21 protein-coding genes are annotated in these 17,338 nt (G+C 50.3%); 20 read left to right on the forward strand and 1 reads right to left on the reverse strand.

Annotated elements, in window-relative coordinates:
- From prmC to QZT94_RS05365, 19 genes are all read left to right on the forward strand, one after another.
- Entirely contained in the window at window positions 1-858 is an 858-nt protein-coding gene (gene prmC / locus QZT94_RS05275) for a peptide chain release factor N(5)-glutamine methyltransferase (protein ID WP_270626714.1), read from the forward strand.
- 78 nt (window positions 859-936) lie between these two features.
- A complete protein-coding gene (locus QZT94_RS05280; protein WP_270626712.1) occupies window positions 937-1,353 on the forward strand; it encodes a hypothetical protein in 417 nt (138 codons plus the stop codon).
- Complete coding sequence (locus QZT94_RS05285) at window positions 1,338-1,961, forward strand: L-threonylcarbamoyladenylate synthase (protein WP_296762925.1); 624 nt, start codon at window positions 1,338-1,340, stop codon at window positions 1,959-1,961. Before QZT94_RS05280 ends, QZT94_RS05285 begins: the two co-directional genes overlap by 16 nt.
- 9 nt (window positions 1,962-1,970) lie before the next feature.
- Window positions 1,971-3,110, forward strand: a complete 1,140-nt coding sequence (locus QZT94_RS05290) for an MraY family glycosyltransferase (protein WP_296762927.1) — start codon at window positions 1,971-1,973, stop codon at window positions 3,108-3,110.
- Window positions 3,107-3,622, forward strand: coding sequence for a hypothetical protein (locus QZT94_RS05295; protein ID WP_072509186.1), 516 nt, complete (start codon window positions 3,107-3,109; stop codon window positions 3,620-3,622). The genes QZT94_RS05290 and QZT94_RS05295 overlap by 4 nt, the downstream gene beginning before the upstream one ends.
- A 176-nt stretch (window positions 3,623-3,798) precedes the next feature.
- The gene (gene atpB / locus QZT94_RS05300) at window positions 3,799-4,599 is read left to right on the forward strand and encodes a F0F1 ATP synthase subunit A (protein WP_072509187.1); all 801 of its coding nucleotides are present in this window, start codon (window positions 3,799-3,801) and stop codon (window positions 4,597-4,599) included.
- Window positions 4,600-4,660: 61 nt separating this feature from the next.
- On the forward strand, window positions 4,661-4,870 hold the full coding sequence (gene atpE / locus QZT94_RS05305) for an ATP synthase F0 subunit C (protein WP_072509188.1): 210 nt from the start codon (window positions 4,661-4,663) through the stop codon (window positions 4,868-4,870).
- A gap of 12 nt (window positions 4,871-4,882) precedes the next feature.
- Window positions 4,883-5,440, forward strand: a complete 558-nt coding sequence (locus QZT94_RS05310) for a F0F1 ATP synthase subunit B (protein WP_072509189.1) — start codon at window positions 4,883-4,885, stop codon at window positions 5,438-5,440.
- Window positions 5,440-6,270 (forward strand): F0F1 ATP synthase subunit delta, encoded by an 831-nt coding sequence (locus QZT94_RS05315; RefSeq protein WP_296762930.1) that lies wholly within the window; start codon window positions 5,440-5,442, stop codon window positions 6,268-6,270. The genes QZT94_RS05310 and QZT94_RS05315 overlap by 1 nt, the downstream gene beginning before the upstream one ends.
- Window positions 6,271-6,299: 29 nt before the next feature.
- On the forward strand, window positions 6,300-7,955 hold the full coding sequence (gene atpA / locus QZT94_RS05320) for a F0F1 ATP synthase subunit alpha (protein ID WP_072509191.1): 1,656 nt from the start codon (window positions 6,300-6,302) through the stop codon (window positions 7,953-7,955).
- 2 nt (window positions 7,956-7,957) lie between these two features.
- Window positions 7,958-8,881 carry a F0F1 ATP synthase subunit gamma gene (locus QZT94_RS05325; RefSeq protein WP_072509192.1) on the forward strand — a complete coding sequence of 308 codons (924 nt, stop codon included), beginning with the start codon at window positions 7,958-7,960 and terminating at the stop codon, window positions 8,879-8,881.
- 27 nt (window positions 8,882-8,908) lie between these two features.
- The gene (gene atpD / locus QZT94_RS05330; protein WP_296773253.1) at window positions 8,909-10,354 is read left to right on the forward strand and encodes a F0F1 ATP synthase subunit beta; all 1,446 of its coding nucleotides are present in this window, start codon (window positions 8,909-8,911) and stop codon (window positions 10,352-10,354) included.
- A complete protein-coding gene (locus tag QZT94_RS05335; protein ID WP_296762934.1) occupies window positions 10,354-10,611 on the forward strand; it encodes a hypothetical protein in 258 nt (85 codons plus the stop codon). Before atpD ends, QZT94_RS05335 begins: the two co-directional genes overlap by 1 nt.
- A gap of 37 nt (window positions 10,612-10,648) precedes the next feature.
- Window positions 10,649-11,068 (forward strand): DUF2550 family protein, encoded by a 420-nt coding sequence (locus tag QZT94_RS05340; RefSeq protein ID WP_072509195.1) that lies wholly within the window; start codon window positions 10,649-10,651, stop codon window positions 11,066-11,068.
- A 29-nt stretch (window positions 11,069-11,097) separates the two neighbouring features.
- Window positions 11,098-11,796, forward strand: a complete 699-nt coding sequence (gene nucS, locus QZT94_RS05345; protein ID WP_072509196.1) for an endonuclease NucS — start codon at window positions 11,098-11,100, stop codon at window positions 11,794-11,796.
- Between the two features lie 41 nt (window positions 11,797-11,837).
- Entirely contained in the window at window positions 11,838-13,058 is a 1,221-nt protein-coding gene (locus QZT94_RS05350) for an amidohydrolase family protein (protein ID WP_296762937.1), read from the forward strand.
- A complete protein-coding gene (locus tag QZT94_RS05355) occupies window positions 13,059-13,340 on the forward strand; it encodes an ATP/GTP-binding protein (RefSeq protein WP_296762939.1) in 282 nt (93 codons plus the stop codon).
- 106 nt (window positions 13,341-13,446) lie between these two features.
- On the forward strand, window positions 13,447-14,220 hold the full coding sequence (locus tag QZT94_RS05360; protein WP_296762941.1) for an alpha/beta hydrolase: 774 nt from the start codon (window positions 13,447-13,449) through the stop codon (window positions 14,218-14,220).
- Between the two features lie 84 nt (window positions 14,221-14,304).
- Entirely contained in the window at window positions 14,305-14,718 is a 414-nt protein-coding gene (locus tag QZT94_RS05365) for an ACT domain-containing protein (protein ID WP_072509198.1), read from the forward strand.
- Between the two features lie 45 nt (window positions 14,719-14,763).
- Here the strand turns inward: QZT94_RS05365 and QZT94_RS05370 are convergent, their stop codons facing one another.
- Window positions 14,764-15,816, reverse strand: coding sequence for a DNA adenine methylase (locus QZT94_RS05370; RefSeq protein ID WP_296762944.1), 1,053 nt, complete (start codon window positions 15,814-15,816; stop codon window positions 14,764-14,766).
- 108 nt (window positions 15,817-15,924) lie between these two features.
- On the opposite strand from QZT94_RS05370, the gene QZT94_RS05375 reads away from it, so the two are divergent.
- A complete protein-coding gene (locus QZT94_RS05375; RefSeq protein WP_296762946.1) occupies window positions 15,925-17,271 on the forward strand; it encodes a DUF4921 family protein in 1,347 nt (448 codons plus the stop codon).
- Window positions 17,272-17,338 lie beyond the last annotated feature (67 nt).

Below are 17,338 nucleotides of genomic sequence, written 5' to 3' on the forward strand. Positions count from 1 at the left end.
GTGAACCAAGAGGACGTCCTCACTCGCGAACAAGCCTATAGTTGGGCGCGCAGTCGCTATATTCAGGCTCAAATAGTTCCGGCTCAAGAAATTCAACGATTGTACTGTGCCGTTTGTCAGGCTAAGGAATATCTATTTGCGCCCGAAAAATTAACGGTTTCGCAAACGAGAACCTTTCGCGACCTGGTTTTACGGCGCTGCAATCATGAACCTTTACAACATCTATTAAAAGAAATGTATTTTGGTTCTTTCTGCCTATTTTCTAGCCCCGATGCTTTCATCGTGCGCCCCGAAACCGAGTATCTGGTGGAACTGGCGTTACAAACCGAGGCGGCTCAAGGCGCGCAGCTGGTCGCCGATCTTTGTGCTGGATCTGGCGCGATTGCCCTTGCTCTCGCGCACGCGCTTCCCTCCTGTCGAGTGTTCATGGTCGAGATTAGTGAAAAAGCGTTAGGGGTGGCAAAAAAGAATCTCAACCGCTATCCCCGACAGGGCGAACGAATCCAGATTACCTGTGCAGATGTAGCTGATGAGCAGTTGTGGGCAAAGCAAGCTGGACGCTTTGACCTCATCGTATCCAACCCGCCCTATGTACCTGAGGGAGCTATAGACCAGCCTGAAGCTCTCCGTGACCCCCCGCTAGCCCTGTGGGGTGGGGGAGAAAACGGGTTGCTGATTCCCACCCGAACCGTGAAACAGGCTTTTCGATTGCTAAGGCCCGGGGGAGTATTGGCAATGGAACATGACCCTAGCCAAGGGGAACAGCTTAATAGCTATGCCACCGGTATCGGATTTTCTAAGGCGAGGACGCGGCGCGACCTTACTGGTCGTAATCGATATCTTTTCGCAAAAAAATAGGAAATAAGTTTAATTCCCACCTGAGATAATGCTAATCTTTTAACTAAAGTGGCTGGCAAATGGGAGAAAGAGTAGTCAATGAGGTCGTGGCAGCGTTCGGCAGTAGCGGTAGCAGCTGCGGCTTTCCTCCCTATAGTTTTCACGTCCTCTGCTTTTGCCGTAGACCCTACCCCCAACGCTTCCTTGAGTTTTAAGGAAGCCCCTATCGATAAACCCATTAGTAGTTCTGCCCCGCCAGCAAGTATTTCGTCTGCTCCTACCCAGACTCCTCAAAATACAGAACCAGCAAGTCAAAGTAGTAAACCTCCAGAAAACGCCCCCGATTCTGCTCCCTCTATCCCGGCTAGTCCTCCGGACTTAGCGAAGACCGGAGGGCAGCGCGATATTTGGCTCACTGGAAGCTCTTTGCTGTGTATTTGGCTGGGTACTGCGGTAGTAACCTACGCGCGTGAACGCAGCAAAAACGCTAGTATGCAGGTATGCGCACTCCGCTAAATAATAAAGATATTGCCCACCTAAACACCCAGATTAAATCCGGGAAACTGCTGGTGGTACCCACCGACACCGTATATGGAATTGCGGCTGACCCCTTTTCGTCCTCTGCGGTTGATAAATTGCTAACCGCTAAAGGCAGAGGGCGCGACTTCCCCTCCCCGGTATTAGTTAGCGGTATTTCGCAAGTAGAATCTTTAGTCCCCGAGATACCTCCTCTAGCTAAAAAATTTATGAATAGCTTCTGGCCTGGAGCGCTCACTATTGTGATCATTGCTCGCGAAGATTTATCGTTAGATTTGGGGATAACTGGAGGTACGGTAGCAATCCGGCAGCCAAATCAAAAAGATCTCTTGGAATTAATGGAGGTAACCGGACCGCTCGCGGTTACTTCCGCTAACTTACATGGCTGTTCCCCGGCGCAATCGGCAACCCAAGCACGAGACTATTTCGGGGATAAAGTCGCAGATTATGTAGATGCTGGGAAAAGCCCGATTGGGAAACCCTCAACCATCATTAAAGTTATAGGAGGCGACTACTGGTTGCTGCGTATGGGGGCGATTGGGGTCGATGAGCTAAAGGCAGTAGCTGGAAAAGTAGCCAATGACTAGGGAGGAACCGTGAAAGCCTATCTGTTGCTGGGAGTAATTGCGATGGCGATTACTTTCTTAGCGACCCCAATAGTGCGTCGCATTTCCCTAGCCCTCCATGTGGTAACTCCGGTTCGTGAACGTGATGTCCACACCGTTCCGACCCCCCGTTTAGGGGGAATTGCAATGCTTTTGGGGATGGTGGGAGCATTTTTGATTTCTCGGCAAATGCCCTATTTTTCGCAGTTTTATGCTGACCCGCAAGTCTGGGCATTGATTTTTGGTTCACTCGCTATAACCATTTTGGGCGTGGTGGATGATATTTACGATTTAACCTGGTGGACTAAACTATCGGGACAAATCCTGATTGCCACTGCCGTGGCTTGGCAGGGTATTCAAGTCATATCTTTCCCAGTTTTTGGTATCACTATCCCGTCTACTCGGATGTCGATAATGGTTACGGTGTTGATAATCGTGTTTGCAATCAATGCCGTAAATTTTGTAGATGGTCTTGACGGGCTTGCAGCCGGAATCACCTTGATTGGAGCCGGAGCATTCTTTGTCTACTCTTATCTTTTAATTCGTCTTACCAATGCCCAAAGCTATGCCTCTTTTGCTGCCATGATTGGGATAGTAATCGTGGGGGTTTGTCTTGGATTTCTATTTTCAAATTTCCATCCCGCCACCATCTTTATGGGGGATTCGGGTTCTATGCTGCTGGGGCTCACTATTTCCTGTATGTTCATCGTGGTTACCGGGCAAATTGACCCCGCCTCTATCGGTGGCTCCCAGTTCTTACCGGCCGCGATTCCCTTGCTTTTACCAGTTGCCGTATTAATTTTGCCATTCCTGGACACCATCATGGCAGTAATTCGTCGCGTAGGTCGAGGAGACACCCCTATTAAGCCTGATAGTCAGCATTTACATCATCGTCTATTAAAAATGGGGCACTCCCATCGGCGTGCAGTTCTGGTGATGTATCTTTGGGCACTATACTTTTCGCTGCTCGCGGTTTGTCTATTGAAACTGAACTGGCTGCCCGAGCTGTTGCTGGCTGTGGGAGGGGGAGTGCTTTGTCTGCTGGTCACCATTTCTTATTTGCCAGGTTTGCGTAGCTATTATTTTACGGGCTCTTATCCACGTCACTTACTAGAAAAGGACGAGTTATGAAAGAGGACGCATCGTGCGGTTCTGACAGAGAGGTAACGGTAAAGCGGGGCAAACCCGTAAAACTGGCAGCTACAAAAGACCAGGTAGCTACTTCTTCTGCGATTGAAAATCGCTATGGGGCGCGCTTGGCAATTCGTAAAGGCAATCGTGCGGTGGTTATCATTTTGGCTTTTTTGACGGTGGTGGCGATTCCGCCGGCGGGTCTAATACGAGGTTTTTCCGGAGTTTTGGGGGCGGTTTGCGCATTGGCGATTATGTGGGTAGTTGCGGCGATTGGTATTGGTGCCAATCAGCTGGTTTTACGTAATCCTTTGCGCACTACAACCTATGTATTTGGGGCTTATTTAGTGAAACTGCTCATAGTTTTGGTGGCAGTGGCGGCGCTGCGACCTATATCCCAGGTGGATAACCCTACGATTTTCTTGGTTCTGGTAATCGCGATTTTACTAACCACTATTGGTGAAGCCGCAGTGGTATCAAAATCCAATAGGTTAATTATCGGGAGAATCTAGTGAAGCTAAAATCTTCATAAAGAAAACCCAAGTTCTCGGGGACGCAAGTCCTATGTTAAGTTAATCATTAGATATTCTAGAGCGGGTTCTTGAAGTAAAACTAAGGCGTTAGAATAGAGCCTGAAACACAGGTTTCAATCGCGTGGCAGAAATGAAGGGAACAGACAGTGTCACCAATGCTCAGTGGGCTAACCACCCTGATACCGCAAAGCGGTTTCGAGGCACCTACCATTGATGAATTCTTCCCCCCGGTGATTGCGTTTGCCGGTACTCCCTTTGAACTGAACCGGATTGTGTTGGTGCGTCTGGTAATGCTGACCCTGTTTTTGCTGGTTTCTTTCCTTTATGTGCGTCGGGCAAAGTTGGTTCCAGGTACGGCGCAGTCATCGATGGAATATCTTTTGGATTTTTGTCGCGAAAGCATTTCGGAAGCCATTATGGGCAAGGAATATGCACGTCGCTATAACGGGATTATCACCGCAATCTTTTTCACGGTGTTGTTCATGAACATAGCGGGAGTGATTCCGGGGCTTAACATCGCGGGTTCATCTGTGGCCGGAGTTCCCTTGATATTGGCACTGTTTTCTTGGGTACTTTTTGTGGCTGCCGGAATTGGGGCGCAGGGCTTTGGGGGCTTCATGAAATCCTCCCTCTTTCCCCCGAATGTTCCCAAAGTTCTGTATGTGTTACTAACTCCAATCGAGTTTATTTCCACGTTCATTATTCGGCCTTTTACCTTGTTTGTGCGGCTTTTGGCCAATATGGTTGCGGGACATATTTTGTTAGCTCTGACCATTCTGGCCACTAACTACTTCTTATTGTGGGCCAGCGGCGGAATGAAGATTATTTCTTTAGTTACCTTTGTAGCCGCAATTGCCTGTACCGCTTTTGAGATATTGGTGGCGTTCTTACAGGCGTATATTTTTGCGATTTTGTCATCGGTATACGTGAACCTTTCGGTTCACCCAGCACATTAAAAGACTTCCGTATCAAAGCGAACTGGATACGGGGAAAACAAGAAAAGAAAGAGAAAATATTATGAGTTTGGGCGTTCTAGCTACTATCGGATATGGTCTGGCCACCCTAGGACCTGGCATTGGTATCGGGATTTTGATTGGCAAAACCCAAGAATCTATGGCACGGCAGCCAGAGCTGGGTGGTCGTCTCACCACCAATATGTTTATTGGTATTGCTTTCGTAGAAGCACTAGCTCTAATCGGTTTGGTTGCCGGCTTCCTGTTCAAATAGAGGGCGGATTAAATGTTACAGATGATACAGGCAGCCTCGGGCGGTGAAGAACACAGCATTCTGCTGCCGGCATTACCGGAAGTAATCTGGTCTGCCATCATCATTGCCATTTTTTTCTTGGTGGTTTTAAAATTCGTATACCCAAAGTACCGGCAGCTCACTGAGGAACGGGCCGACACTATCCGTACCGGTTTAGAAATGGCTGACAAGGCTAAAAGGGAAATAGCCGAGGCTGATTCTAAAGCCCAACGAGAAATACAGGCAGCTCATGAAGAAGCTGCCCAGATTCGTGAAGATGCGCACGCGAATGCGAGCCGGATAATTGCAAAGGCAAAAGAACAAGCCGAGCAAGAAGCCGAGCGAATCAGTCTCAATGCTAACCGGCAGGTAGAAGCTAACCGTCAAGCAGCTGAAATATCCCTAAAAACCGAAGTGGGATTACTTGCCAGTGAACTAGCAGAGAAAATCGTTGGTGAGCAATTGACAGATAGGGAGCTATCGGCTCGGGTAGTTGATCGTTTCTTAGATCAGTTAGCAGTCTCGTCGGAAAAAGAAAGTGTTAGTAACTAATGCGTGCCTCCAGTAGAGCAGCTCTTGAACAGGCAGAAAACTCTCTTGCTCAAGCGCACAGTCCCAATAGCGAGACTACTTACAACTGGGCAAATCAGTGGTTCAACCTTTCTGATTTGGTTCAATCCTCCGCGCGACTGGCAGCTGCGCTCACCGATCCGTCTCGAAGTGTCGATGACAAAACGGCTCTGTTATCGGCGGTGGCTCCCCAGCTCTCTTCCGAGGTAAAAGAGGCTGCTCAAGTCGCTGTAACCACGCTTTCTAGGCAAGATGAAATTGCGAGTGTTTTTGAAAACTTGGGGTTTCATGCGGTGCGCTTGGGAGCAATGCAAGATGAGAAGGCTATAGCCTTAGCGGATGAGATTTTCGCTTTCGAGCAGTTTGTCCGCAATAACCCCGATGTTCGCTCAGCTTTATCTGATCGTAACCGAGACGCAGATAATCGTATTCGTCTTTTAAAGCAGCTGCTTGGGGATAAGCTTTCTCAACCGGCTTTCTGCTTAATATCGCGGGTAATAAAGGCGGTTAATCGGCAACGTAACATCGAGGAAGTGACTTCCTTGACCTCTGCCCTGCGGCATCTGCGGCGGGAGTTGGCAAAGGCGGCGGATAAACTGGTGGCAACCGTACAGGTCGCGACCCCGTTGCAACCGAGCCAAGCAGAGCGCTTGCAAAAAATCTTGTCTCAGCGATACGGCAAAGATATCTATTTACAAGTTAGCGTGCTTCCTTCGCTGATAGGTGGCATAAAAGTTAGGGTTGGTTCCCAAGTTTTTGACGGCTCCCTGGCTACGATTATTAATAAAACTAAACAGAAATTGGTCGGTTAAAGACCGGAACGTTAAGAAAAGGCAGATTCATGGCTGAACTTCAAATCCAACCGGAAAAGATTCGCGAGGCTCTGGCGGATTTCGTTAGCTCCTACGAGCCGACACGTTCTACTGAAGAAGAAGTAGGACACGTGGTAATGGCAGCGGACGGGATTGCCCGTATTGAGGGTCTCCCGGGAGTAATGGCAAACGAGCTGCTGAAATTCGCAGATGGCACTACCGGTTTAGCCATGAACCTGGAAGATAGGGTTATTGGCGCGATTGTTTTGGGAGATTTCTCTGGTATCGAGGAGGGACAACCAGTACGTCGCACTGGGGAAGTGCTATCTGTGCCGGTTGGTGATGGTTATCTAGGGCGTGTGGTCGATCCCATGGGACGTCCTCTTGATGGCATGGGGGAAATCTCCAATCTGGAAGGACGCCGTGTCTTGGAGCTACAGGCTCCGGGGGTAATGATGCGTAAATCGGTTCACGAGCCTTTGCAGACCGGTCTGAAAGCCATCGACACCATGATTCCGATTGGGCGTGGCCAGCGCCAATTGATTATTGGGGATCGCCAAACCGGAAAAACTGCCATTGCGATTGATGCGGTTCTAAATCAACGTAAGAACTGGGAAAGTGGAGACCCGAACAAGCAGGTTCGTTGTATTTACGTGGCTATCGGACAAAAAGGTTCTACTATTGCCAGCGTCCGTGGGCAGCTCGAAGCGGCTGGCGCGATGGAGTACACCACTATCGTGGCAGCTCCGGCTTCTGATTCCGCCGGCTTTAAGTATCTGGCACCCTACACCGGTTCCGCTATCGGTCAGCACTGGATGTACCAGGGTAAGCACGTCCTCATCATTTTTGACGATCTTTCCAAGCAAGCTGAAGCCTATCGTAGCGTTTCCCTATTGCTACGCCGTCCGCCGGGGCGCGAAGCCTACCCCGGTGACGTGTTCTACCTGCACTCTCGTCTCCTAGAACGCTGCGCCAAGCTTTCTGATGAACTGGGTGGAGGCTCGATGACCGGATTGCCTTTGATTGAAACCAAAGACAATGATGTGTCGGCCTATATTCCTACCAACGTTATTTCGATTACCGATGGGCAGATTTTCTTGCAGTCTGACCTGTTCAACTCTAACCAGCGTCCGGCCGTGGATGTAGGTATTTCAGTTTCCCGGGTAGGCGGCGACGCGCAGGTCAAGGCGATGAAGAAAGTCTCCGGTACTTTGAAGATTACTTTGGCGCAGTACCGGGATATGCAGGCTTTCGCGATGTTCGCTTCCGATTTAGATGCCACCACTAAGCGGCAGCTCACTCGGGGTGCGCGGCTGATGGAACTGCTGCGGCAGCCTCAGGCTACTCCTTTTGAGGTCGAAGATCAGGTTTGCTCTATTTGGGCAGGCACTAACGGCTATATGGACGATATCGAAGTTAAGGATGTGCATCGTTTCGAGACCGAAATGCTTGAATACTTGCATTCCCATACTGGTGTTCCCGCTAAAATTAAACAGACTGGTCTCTTTGACAGTGAAACCGAGCAGGAACTTAAGGCTGGGGTAGAGAAATTCCGCAGTGGTTTCCTATCTGACCAGGGTTTGGTAGGCGCAGAAGTTAATCTAGCTGAAGAGGAAACTGAAGTAGAACGCGGTCAGGAAAAATTGGTTCTTGGTGCTTCAACCGGTAGCAGTAAAAAGGAATAACCTTGAGCGGTAAGCAACGGATATACAAGCAGAAGATTAACGCTACTGAGACTTTAGGTAAAGTTTTTCATGCGATGGAGCTCATTGCGGCTTCCCGTATTGGTAAGGCGCGGAAAGCAGCCACCCAAGCGGCTCCTTTTGATTCCGCGATTACCCAGGCCTTGACTGCCTTGGCTGCGCACTCGAAGTTTGATCATCCCGTCACTAAAGAACGTACCGATACCAAGCGGGTTGCGATAATGTGCGTAACCTCTGACCGCGGTTTGGCGGGTGCCTATTCAGCTTCGATTCTGCGGGAAACCGAAAAACTGGTTAGCGAGCTAAAAGAAGAGGGCAAGGAGCCAATTCTTTACAGCTATGGGCGCAAAGCAGAGAGCTATTTTCGTTTCCGCGGGATTGCGGTAGAAAAATCTTGGACGGGTAACTCGGATTCCCCTACCATTGAACAGTCATATGAAATAGCTGATACCTTAACCACAGACTTTTTGGGTGAAGATCCGACCAACAGCGTTTGCGAGGTCTATATTGTCTTTACTCGCTACGTAAATATGGTTAGTCAGATTCCCCAGGTGCGCAAAATGCTACCTCTAGAGGTAGTAACCCCTGAACAAGCTAAAGAGATGGACATTAATCTTGGGAAACCTACCGGGCCCGTTCCACCTCTTTATCAGTTCGAACCCAATCCTGAGGCAGTGGTACAACAGGTTCTACCCATGTATGTGCGTTCGCGGATTCGGTCTGCTCTTTTACAGGCAGCTGCCAGTGAGCTGGCCAGCAGACAAACCGCTATGCATACCGCAAATGACAACGCTCAGGACATGATTGAGCGTTATACTCGTCTGGCGAATAATGCACGTCAGGCTGAAATTACTACTGAAATAACAGAGATCGTCGGTGGGGCAGAAGCCCTGGCCGCTGGTCGCTAGAGGAAACAAAGAAATAAGGAGACTCTAATGAGTGATACCGAACGGACTACGGGCGTGGGACGGGTTTCCCAGGTGATCGGCTCGATTGTGGACGTGGAGTTCCCGCCAGATCATCTTCCCGAGATGTATAACGCTCTGGAAACCATGATTCAGGTGGACGAGGACACTCCCGCCCATAAACTTACCTTAGAGGTGGCACAGTTCCTAGGCGACGACGTAGTTCGTTGTCTAGCGTTAAAGCCCACCGACGGGCTGGTTCGGGGACAAGAAGTTACCGATACCGGGGCTCCCATTTCAGTCCCCGTAGGTGACGTTACCAAGGGACACGTATTTAACGTTACTGGTGAATGCTTGAACCTGAAAGAAGGGGAAACCCTAGAGGTAAAAGAGCGCTGGCCGATCCATCGTGATCCCCCTCCTTTTGACCAGCTGGAATCCAAAACCCAGATGTTTGAAACTGGGATTAAAGTTATTGACCTGCTCACCCCCTATGTACTGGGTGGCAAGATCGGTTTGTTCGGTGGGGCAGGCGTAGGCAAGACCGTGTTGATTCAGGAAATGATTCAGCGCGTTGCCCAAGATCACGGCGGTGTGGCCGTATTTGCTGGCGTGGGCGAGCGTACCCGTGAGGGTAACGACCTGATTCACGAAATGGACGAGGCGGGAGTTTTTGATAAGACCGCACTGGTATTCGGACAGATGGATGAGCCTCCGGGGACTCGTCTGCGTATTCCGCTAACCGGTCTAACCATGGCGGAATACTTCCGCGATGTGCAGCATCAGGACGTGCTGCTGTTTATCGACAACATTTTCCGTTTCACCCAGGCTGGCTCAGAGGTATCCACTCTGCTGGGTCATATGCCTTCGGCCGTAGGCTACCAGCCGAACTTGGCCGATGAAATGGGTCTACTCCAAGAACGCATTACTTCGGTTGCGGGACACTCGATTACCTCGCTGCAGGCGATTTACGTACCGGCTGACGACTACACCGACCCCGCTCCGGCGACTACTTTCGCGCACCTCGATGCCACTACCGAGCTTTCGCGTGATATTGCTTCCCGTGGTCTGTATCCGGCGGTTGATCCTTTGGCTTCTACCTCGCGTATCTTAGATCCCACTTATGTGGGTGAAGAGCATTACCAGGTTGCCACCAAGGTAAAGTCGATTCTGCAAAAGAACAAAGAACTGCAAGACATTATCGCGATTCTAGGCATGGATGAGCTTTCCGAAGAAGACAAGCTCACCGTGAACCGGGCACGCCGGATCCAACAGTTCCTGTCCCAGAACACCTATATGGCCGAGAAATTCACCGGGGTTGCTGGCTCTACGGTTCCGCTGGCTGAAACCATTGAGGCATTTAAACGTATCTGCGAAGGTCAATACGATCAAGTTCCAGAACAGGCGTTCTTCAATATCGGTGGTATCGAAGATTTGGAACGCAATTGGGCGAAGATTCAGAAGGAATCTGCCTAATGAGCGCGCTTTCGGTTCGGTTAGTTACCCGCTCTGGGGAGCTGTTTAGTGGGCATGCAGGCTTTGTCTCCCTGCCCACTACCGAAGGCTCAATCGGGATTATGGCAGGTCATCAGCCTCTTTTAGCTACCATTGGCAAGGGGCAGGTTAAGGTTGGCAAGAAAGAAAACGATCCCGATGCCCAAGTGTTTGAGGTGGTTCCGGGGTTTGTATCTGTAGACCAAGACCAGGTGACTATTATCGTTGATGGACTATAAACCGAAAATAATCATTTTTAAGGCTTATAGTTAGGACATGACGGCGCTAAAAGTTTTCCTGTTAATCATTTTACTGATTGCAGTTTTGCTGGCTTTAATGGCTGCCTTTTTCTTGTGGCGGATGAACCATCTGCGCCGGCAAGGAGCCTTTTTGTGTTCGTATCGTCCGGATGTAACCTCTGGTTGGAGTGAGGGGTGCGCCGTTTACGAGTCCGAATCCTTAAACTGGTACAAGGCAGCGGGACTGTTTCTTCGTCCTGATAAATCTTGGTCGCGCAGACAGGTTAAACTGGGCAAGGTTCATAACTACCTGTCAAAAAATGGGGTTCGCAATGTGGCGGTTTCGGTTAGTGTAGATTTTCAGCATTTTTGGCTTTTCCTATCCGAGGACGACCATGCGGGTTTGGTCTCTTGGGCTGAAGCTGCCCCTCCACGCGAGATACCAGAATCTTGGTAGTAGATTCCAATCCCTTAGAATAGATTCCCATGCGCGTACTTTTCGCTAATTGCTCTGTTGAATACAGCGGTCGTCTCAGCTCTTTTTTGCCGATGGCTCCGCGATTGATTATGGTAAAAGCCGATTCTTCGGTGCTCATTCACTGTGATGGCGGTTCTTATAAGCCCCTTAACTGGATGGCCGGTCCAGCCAGTATCGAGCAACTCCAGGTTAATTCCGAGGACGAAGCGGCAGGAGTACAGCAGGTTTGGCTCGTGCAGTCGGCAAAAACCGGCGATCAGCTAAAACTAAGAATCGGAGAGATATTCTCGGAAACTAGCCGTGATTTGGGACTTGATCCCGGGTTGCAAAAGGATGGGGTAGAGGCGCATTTGCAAGAGTTACTGGCAGCGCAAATCCCCGAAATCTTAGGTTCGGGCTGGGAGCTAATCAGGCGCGAGTATCCCACTCCGGTAGGTCCGGTGGATTTAATGGTTTTCGATCCGGAGCTTAACCATGTCGCCATTGAAGTTAAACGTCGCGGTGAGATTGATGGGGTGGAACAGCTCACTCGTTACTTAGATTTGCTTTCTCGTGACCCGCTAATGCCGGAAGTGCGCGGCATTTTTGCCGCGCAGGTGATTAAACCTCAGGCTAGAACTCTGGCGGAAGATAGAGGAATTCGCTGTCTTACCTTGGATTACGATAGTATGCGAGGGGTAGATGACGCGGAATCGCGCCTGTTTTAAGCATTGCGATTAACACTTGACCGGGCTGGAGTATTGCAGTTATGACTGAAGTTTTTGCGTTACGGGGAAGAGTTGTTACCTCTAGAAAAATCATTACCGATGGGGCGGTGGTAATTTCTGGGGATGCCATTGTTTGGGTAGGTGAAGCTCCTGACGCAAAAGCCGCTGGATTTGGGGATGAGGTTTTGGCTGCCACTTCTCCCAGTGATGACCGCTATTTGCTGCCCGGCTTGATTGATGTTCATTGCCATGGAGGGCAAGGGGTATCGTTCCCAGATGCTCAAACTGAAGAACAAGCCCTGCGGGCTATATCCGAGCATTTACGCTGGGGCACTACTTCTCTGGTAGCTTCGCTGGTGACCCATTCTCCGATGGTTCTGCGGGAAAAAGCGGAAATGTTGGCAGGAATGTGCGCGGCTGGGAAACTGGCGGGAATCCATTTTGAAGGTCCCTTTATCGCCCAGGGAAACTGCGGGGCGCACGACCCTAGCCATATTCAGGCTCCCAATGCGCCGTTGGTGCGCGAGTTGCTGATAGCCAGTCGCGGCTATGCGGTGTCTATGACTTTTGCTCCGGAAAAGCCCTATGCTATGGGAGCATCTGGGGTCGCCGACACTTTGATTGCGGGAGGCGCTGTCCCCTCCTTTGGTCATACCGATACCAATTCGGAAAAGATGCGTGAAGCCCTGATTGAGATTCGGCAAATGCTGGCTCATTCCGCCAGAGCGCGCTGTCCTCATGCCACCGTTACCCATTTGTTTAACTCGATGCCCCCGATGCAGCCTCTACACCCCGGGCCAATCCCCGAGATTTTAGCTGACGCTGCTGGTGGAGGCGTAATTGTAGAGCTTATTTGTGATGGAAAACAGCTAGCTCCCTCCCTGATTCGCAACGTATATGAATTGGTAGGACGCGAACAGATTGTGTTTGTCACTGACGCGATGGCGGGAACCGGATTGGGAGATGGACGCTATCTTTTGGGGGGACAAACGGTCGAAGTAAAAGATGGGCTGGCGACTTTGGCAGCCGATTCTAACTGCCAGGCAGGGGGAACTTCTCATCTAATCCAACAGGTCAAGATAGCGCATCAAGCTGGAATCCCTCTGGTCGATGCCGTTTATTGTGCCTCCTATCAGGGGGCAAAAGTTCTAGGTGATGACCAGTTGGGAGAAATCGCGCCCGGAAAGTCAGCAGATTTGCTAGTTACCGATGCCGATTTGAATCCTATGCGGGTCTACAAACGGGGAGTTGTGGTTTTTTAAGTGACCAGACGTTCCCGTAAACGTCCCTGGGGCGAGCATCGTCCCTTAAGGATGGATTCTTTGGCTTCGATGCCCCGCTCGGTTTCTCGCACCGATGGTGAATATCAGGTGCAGTATCTTTCGCAGGCGCGAAAGGTTTACTTGTGTCCGGGGTGTAATCAGCAGATAAATATCGGGCAGGCGCATGTGGTAGCGTGGCGTACCGATTCCCTTTTTGGGGAGCGCTCTGGTCTTGAACAGCGCCGTCATTGGCATCGTTTCTGCTTTGAACGTGGCTTTTAGCTAAGCTTGAGGGCGATAGGGAGTTTACGTTCAAAAGCTAATCGCTACTCTTACGCCGATTTATCTCAAGCTAGGCGAGTGGCTGTGCAAAAATATAGGTATGGATGTGGCGATTTTTACGCGGGATGCGCAAAGAATGGGGAGCACTCCGGCGATAGTCCTATTGGCGGCTTTTCCCTATGATCATCGAATGTGGGAGGGGGTAGCTCGCCGTTTCGAGGGGGTTCCGGTAATCGCGATTGACCCGCCTGGATTTGGGCACTCTCCGGTGCCGGTGAATTCCCCTTCCTTGGAGATTTATGCCGATTATGTAGCGCAGGCGGTGCGCGCTGAGGGCGCAGAAAAAATACTGGTCTGTGGTAATTCTATGGGGGGATATACCGCGCAAGCCATGATTGAGCGTCATCCGCGTCTGGTAGGCGGGGTGGTGCTAGTGGGTACGAAAGCTGATATTGACACTCCTCAGGCGCGGGCAGCACGTACCGAGATAGCAATTTCTGCCCTGGTAGGCAGAGCGCACTCTCAGCTGGTGCAGGGGATTCCCACTATGCTAGCGAAAGAAACTGTTGCAGATTTCCCCAAAATCCCACAGCTGATGGAAAAGTGGATTAATGAAACTTCTGGGGAGGCGATTTCTTGGGCGCAGCGGGCTTTAGCTACCCGTCCCGGTCGCTTGGAAACCTTGGAGAGAGCACAGATTCCGGCAATGGTAGTGCGGGGGGAACAAGACACTAACTCTACTGCGGCTCAGGCGGAAGCCATGGCTAAGGCGCTAGGTACTCGGGTGGTGTCGGTGCCGCGGGCGGGGCATTTGGTTCCCTTGGAGGCGCCCTCGGCAGTAGCTAGGGCGGTAATGAGTGTCTATCAGAGAATGTGCTAACAATAATCTGTTTGGTTGTTAGCTATCCGACCGATAGGTGAGACTAGCGAGCACGGATATCCCCAAGGCTCATACCGTAAAACCATGAGTTCGTATTCTGACTTTGATTTGGCGTTGTCTAAGCTCCATCCGCATCTGTATGGCAAGTATGTGTTCTTGTCGGCTCGCGATGGTCTACCTGCGGGTTTAGAGCCGTTTGCACAGATAAAAGAGGAAGAAGGACTCACTGTAATCGTTCCCCTAGAGCAAGCGAAAGCTGCGGGAGTATCCGAGGGTAAAAAGATTTATCGCCGTATCACTTTGGAATGTGATGTTTCCTTAGAAGAAACTGGTCTGACTTTCACTGTCGCCTCGCAACTAGCCAGTCAATCAATTCCCTGTAACGTATTATCCGGTTTACATCATGATCACTTGATGGTACCGGCAGAGCGGGCAACAGAAGCCCTATCTTTACTACAGCAGTTATCTCAGCAAGCAAAAGGCTGGGTACAGTACTAGCGTCCTAATAGGACGGTCGCTAGCGTTTGTCGGTAATAGGCAGGTCTAGCATTTCTCTAAAGCCTGGCTGATGCGCGCTAATACCGCTGCGCTACCTCCAATAAAGACATTTTCTGTATTGTGGGCAGCCCCCGGTTTTCCAACTTTCTTTCCCCGCGAATTATAGATTCCTATCTTTGCCCCCACGTAACGCCGCTGGGAAAAACCAAACTTTTTAACCTGGGCAAACCCTGCCTCTTTAATAGCGCTAATCATTTCGTCCTCGTTTATCCAGGCTTCATCATTGTAGGAAACTACCAGGGTCTTTGCCTTAACCTGTGACAAGAGGGAAAAGAAGCTGGTCGCCATGGTGCGTTTAGAATTAAAGACAGAGCGATGCTCGTCTCCGCGGGCATCTATGCGTTTACAGGCTACCCCATAGGTCTGGGGAGCGTCCCAGCGTACCAGAGTTTCCCAAATATGGTAGTTGGTGAAGTAACGATGCTGATTATAGGGAGGGTCGAGGTAGGCGAGATCGACGGGGGCAACCTGATTAACCAGCTTTAGGGCATCGCCTTGTAAAGCCTGTCCTTTCCCGCTAAGTAATTGTGGTATCCGCAGTTCTAGGGGATTATAGGAGCGCGCAGCCCACTGTTTTAGATATGCCATTTGTACTCCGGTAGTCGAATCCACCCGGTCGGCTGCCTCTATTAGGGAAGTGAGCAAAATCGGGAATAGGGGACTGTCCTCCAAATCCATCAGATAGTCGCGGCAGGCATCAATGCGCATACCGTTAGCAGGCTGAAAAAAACGGGCCTGTCGGCAAAATGTTTCGGTGAAATATCCTTCTTTTCCTTTCAGAGCGCTCATAGTCGTTAAATGTTGCTGCAAAGAATCATAATCGACCAGGTCGGAATCTGTTTCTATATAGGTGCGAGCCAATTGGTAACTATAAGAAGCAAGGTCGGTGGCAGTGGTGAAAATCCCGCGCCGCTTGAATTCTTGAGCAACTCGGGTGGTACCCGAAAATAAATCGAGAGCAGTTTTAGCCTGTGCAGCCTGGGCAATAGTCCCTAAGGCGGGAACCAGATTCCGCTTCGATCCTAAATATTTAATCAACTTCCCTCCCTGACGCTCACTATAAACCAGCTACCCGTCTTTTTTAGCATCTTACTTACACGCGCTCGTAGTAACCCAAAAATATCCGTCAGCAACTAGGGTGGAAGTATGGCAAAAGAGGAAGCAGAAGCCGCACGCGCCCTAGTGAAACTGGCAGATGGAACTGTCAAACAACGCAACCAATTAACTGGAACTCAGGTTTGGACAGTTCCGGGGCGCGGACATCGCCCGCTAGCGAAGCCACAGATTAACCCGACTCCGATTACTGCCAAAGACTATACCTGTACCTGTGCTTTCTGTTCTGATCGCTACCTAGAGACCCCGCCGGAAAAATCTCGAGTAATTTTGAGCAGTGGCGAACTGCCGCCCTCCAAAACTGTTACCGCCGAGAGTTTTCGTATCTTAGAGGGGCTTAGTGCCGAAGAACTGGATAAATATCCGGCAGATTTTCGCCGGATTCCGAACCTATTTGAGATTGTTTCCTATCAATACTGGAATTTAAACTATGGTCACGAGCCCTCCGATAGGCAACGTCAGCATATGGCTGAATACCTTTCTACCCGAACTGGATATGACCATATTTTGCGGGTAGTGCGTGCCAAACTCCATCAATACGGCATGGAGGATGCTGAGATTGATGCTTTGAATGAATCGGAGATGCTCGGACAAGCTAGCTCATTCTTTTCTGGCGGGCATGATTTGATTGTGGCTAATCGTCATTTCGTTCCCGGTGCTACTGATTCTTCCCAACTGGCTTCGGCGGGCACGCTTACCCCCGATGAGCATTATGCCTATACTGCCTACACTGCCCGGACGCTTCGCGACCTCTACGATTTGAATCCGGCAGTAAAATATGTGGCGACTTTCCAAAACTGGTTAAAACCGGCGGGTGCTAGTTTCGATCATCTTCACAAGCAGCTGGTGGCGATTGACGAATATCCGGTGCAAATTTCTCAAGAACGCGAACGGGTGCGTAAAGAACCTGATATTTACCATACTATTTTGAAAATTCGGGCTACTCGCGGCTTGATATTGGCACAAAACGAGGATGCGATAGCCATGGCGGGGGTAGGGCATCGTTATCCCACGATTGCGGTTTGGCCTTTGGGTCAGGCGGGTAATCCGTGGGATGTGGGAGAGCGGAAAATGCGGGCGGTCTCCGATATATTGCAGGCCGTTCACGCCGCTACCGGAGCCGACGTTCCCTGTAATGAAGAGTGGTATCACCGTCCACTTTCGATTTCCACTCCGATGCGTTGGAGAATCTTGCTGAAATGGCGGATTTCGACTTTGGCAGGATTTGAGGGCGGTACTCGCATATATTTGAACACCATTGATCCGTGGGGAATCTATAAGCGGATAGTTCCCCGCTTAAAAGAGCTACGCGCTGCCGGGAAAATTGCTGATATGCGTATCGGGGAGGAAACCAAGGTTCTTCCCAGTGATTTAGATTAGGGGTGCTTACCCTGCTATTGGCGAGGGCGTGACTTCCTTTCTTTGAGGGAGGCAGGCTTAGAAGTGG

Source organism: Varibaculum sp. (assembly GCF_008661855.1).
Taxonomy (GTDB): domain Bacteria; phylum Actinomycetota; class Actinomycetes; order Actinomycetales; family Actinomycetaceae; genus Varibaculum; species Varibaculum timonense_A.